The sequence below is a fragment of the Streptococcus sp. SM3 genome, assembly GCF_027497875.1.
This window is the reverse complement of the sequence record NZ_JAJNSA010000168.1, coordinates 1-3023: the sequence shown is the minus strand read 5'-3', so window position 1 is coordinate 3023 and position 3023 is coordinate 1. Positions and strand designations below refer to the sequence as shown.

General features: G+C 35.4%; 3 protein-coding genes. 2 read left to right on the top strand and 1 reads right to left on the bottom strand.

Annotated features, from left to right (window positions below; all coding sequences use genetic code 11):
* Nucleotides 1-381 precede the first annotated feature (381 nt).
* Both PAN06_RS13625 and PAN06_RS13620 read left to right on the top strand, forming a co-directional pair.
* Complete coding sequence (locus tag PAN06_RS13625; protein ID WP_261027379.1) at nt 382-1293, top strand: DUF6287 domain-containing protein; 912 nt, start codon at nt 382-384, stop codon at nt 1291-1293.
* 251 nt (nt 1294-1544) lie between these two features.
* Nucleotides 1545-1862 carry a hypothetical protein gene (locus tag PAN06_RS13620; protein WP_004269832.1) on the top strand — a complete coding sequence of 106 codons (318 nt, stop codon included), beginning with the start codon at nt 1545-1547 and terminating at the stop codon, nt 1860-1862.
* A gap of 31 nt (nt 1863-1893) precedes the next feature.
* Here PAN06_RS13620 and PAN06_RS13615 read toward each other — a convergent pair.
* A partial coding sequence (locus tag PAN06_RS13615) for an N-acetylmuramoyl-L-alanine amidase (protein WP_269796593.1) occupies nt 1894-3023 on the bottom strand: 1130 nt, incomplete at its 5' end.

Genomic DNA, 3023 nt, shown 5'->3' with positions numbered 1-3023 from the left:
TCAAATTGAATCCTAACAAGCGTGAAATAATATCTTGATTTAATCACTTTTTGGTTATTTATTTTAAGTATAGTCTATATGCAATATGATAAGTAAATACGCCTATTATAATTTTTATAAATATAAGTGAATAATACGAAAGAATAGCTACCTTTGATTATCATAGTTAGACTATAAAAATATATAAAATTCTTAAAAATTATGGTATAATTTATATTAATAAATTCGATATAGAGTTTAATGGATGATTCTATTGATGCCAATATTTAAGGATTAGTTGATTGGTTTTCTTTTGAAAATCCATCCATTCATGGATACTGACAAATCTTGTGAATTTGCTTAAGATATAGGTAAAATATAGTGAAAAATGGGAGAAATACTATGACTAAGAAAAATTATGAAGAGACAAATGATCCTAAGACAACTGTCTCGAAGGGAGTGAGAGGCTCTTCTCCATCTAAGATTAGAGGTAAGTTTTTTAAAATAAAAGTCTATATTGGCATTGCCATTAGTCTCTTGGTTGTTGCAATCCTAGCAAGCCTCTTATTATTCTCACCTAACGCAAAGAAAGAGTCAAATGAAGCCATTTCTTCAGTTGCTAAAAAAGAGAACACAAGTAAAGAAGCGATAGATACTTCGAAAGCGTCTGAGAATGAGAAGAAGAAAGAAGAGGAGATTCAAAAACTCAAGGAACAGCTAACCAGTTTAGATAGCAAGGTCTCTGAGTCAGAGAAGGTAGTTGACAAGCTAAAAGAAGAAACTGCAGTTCCGAAACTGGATATTGAAGCATTAAGAAATAATGATTTATCTAGTTTGAAAGGCACATGGCGTACACCGTCGGGCAATGAATATGTCATTAATGAGTCTGGTGAAATTTATATAACTAGCTTTAGAGATGGTCAAAAATTTGAATATACTGTTGAATTGGACAATAGTTACTCTCATCTGAAAAATCGAAGTTCAGATTCCAACTTTAAAGAAGTTGAAAGTCTAAGTGCACACACTAAAGGTTCTGTCGCAGGAGGATTTGTGGTAGTTGCCGTACCAAGTGGAGTTGTCATGCAACCTGGTGATGATGGAAAACTGACAGATAAAAGCAATCATGACGAGGAGAGACTGTTTGCAGGACAGCAGTATGAAGCGATGTTGTCGAGACCAGAAGATGTTTATTATCGTGTAAAACCAGATACTAGTAAACTTGAGGAAGAGGAGAAGAATTTAGCTCAACTACAGGCTGAACGCGAAGCAATCAAAACTTCTCTAGAATCTAAGGAAAAGAAAAATAATAACTAGAGAAAACTCGTTTAGAATCTAACTTTCGATTGTTTTAGTTCAGAAATACTGTTGCAATCGCTAGAATGAAGAAGCTCATTAGGGCTTCTTTTCTTTTATCTTAACACTTCAACCACTTAGACTGATATAGAGACCAGATAGGCAAAAGAACTTGTTCTTGAAACTGACCTCTGCTATAATGATTTTTGTAAGGGACGTGAGGCGTCACTATCAGATAACTCAAGTTCATAAAAAAGCAATTGGAGATAAAAATGAAAAAATTATTAGGTATTGGATTCTTGCTAGTTTCAGCTTTGGTTTTGTATTTTGGTTCTGTTGGATGGCCAAGTTTGGATGTCAACCTATGGTCACTGATTCCGGTAGGACTGTTCCTCTTTTTCACTCTAGAGAATTTTTTGAAAAAAGACTACAAGGCTAGTCTGATGTGTTTAATTATTGCTTTTATCATTGCAAATGCAATTTTAGACCTTTTGCCAATTTCAAGTGGCTTGGTAATTGGAGCGGGCGTACTAGCTTGCATTGGTATTGGATACCTCTTTCCTGATAAAGATACAAAAGAAGACAAATAGAAAAGGCCTCGAGGTTTCTCGAGACCCTTTTTTACTTACCAGCGTAATATTTTTGAATTCCTTTCACGATACCTGCTACAAGCTTATCTTGATAGTGGCTATCTCGAATCTGTTGATTTTCAGCGAAATTATCTATATAACCAAGCTCTAGGAGGACGGCTGGTTTAGCAGTTTCTCGAAGAACGGCAAAGCTTCTTTCCAATAAACCAGCATCTTTAGCACCAGTCTCAGCTAACAATGAAGAGTGGATAGCGGCTGCAAGACGCTTGCTCTCACTCATACGGTCAGGATGGTTATGCCAGTATGGGTTGATTTTACTTGGATAATCAGGATCATCACTATAGGAATAGGTTTGAATACCGCTAGCTCTAGAGTACGGGCTACCAGTCGCATTGAAATGAATACTAATAAAGATATCAGAGTTAGTCTTGTTAACCATACGAGAACGTTCTGTAACAAAATCTACATCAATATCACTATCACGTGAAGTAAGAACTTTGTAGCCAAGTTCTTCTAACTTTTTGCGTAATTTACGATACACCTGCATGTTGAGGTCTTTTTCAGCAACATTGTAATAGTATGCACCTGAGTCTCTTCCACCATGTCCTGGATCTAAAAAGATGGTTTTACTGTATTGGCCTTTTACAAAACCAACTTCTTTTGAGACCTCAGAAATCCATTGACCATTTTTGTGGAATAGATGGTCTTTACCGTCAATTTTGTAAGTTCCGGAAACATAATGTCCATTATCATCTAAGTAGTAGTGAGCCTTATAAGTGTCGTCGTAAATCCACTCTTTTTTAGCCATATAACCACCAGCTTTGAGATAGTAAGCTCCAATCCATTCTTTTGATGCATACATTCCACCACGCTTCAAAAAGAACCAGCTGTTATAGTTTTTATCAAATATCCATTCATTATCAGCCATGGCTCCACTTGATTTTAAATAATAATTACCTTGCCATTGGTTACTAGACATAATACCTATTTTGTCAAAATAGTACCAAACTCCATTAATTTTCTCCCATTTATTCTGAGAAATTTTTCCAGAAGAATTAGCGAAGTACCAATGTTTATCAATGAGAACCCATTTGTTTTCAGCCATGGCTCCACTATTTGTCAGCAAGTAGCTGTTAATGGTTGTATTACTGAGCATGATTC

What these genes read in the sequence shown, in the direction of transcription:
- PAN06_RS13625 (WP_261027379.1), top strand. Translation starts at nt 382, where the DNA reads ATGACTAAGAAAAATTATGAAGAGACAAATGATCCTAAGACAACTGTC.
- PAN06_RS13620 (WP_004269832.1), top strand. Translation starts at nt 1,545, where the DNA reads ATGAAAAAATTATTAGGTATTGGATTCTTGCTAGTTTCAGCTTTGGTT.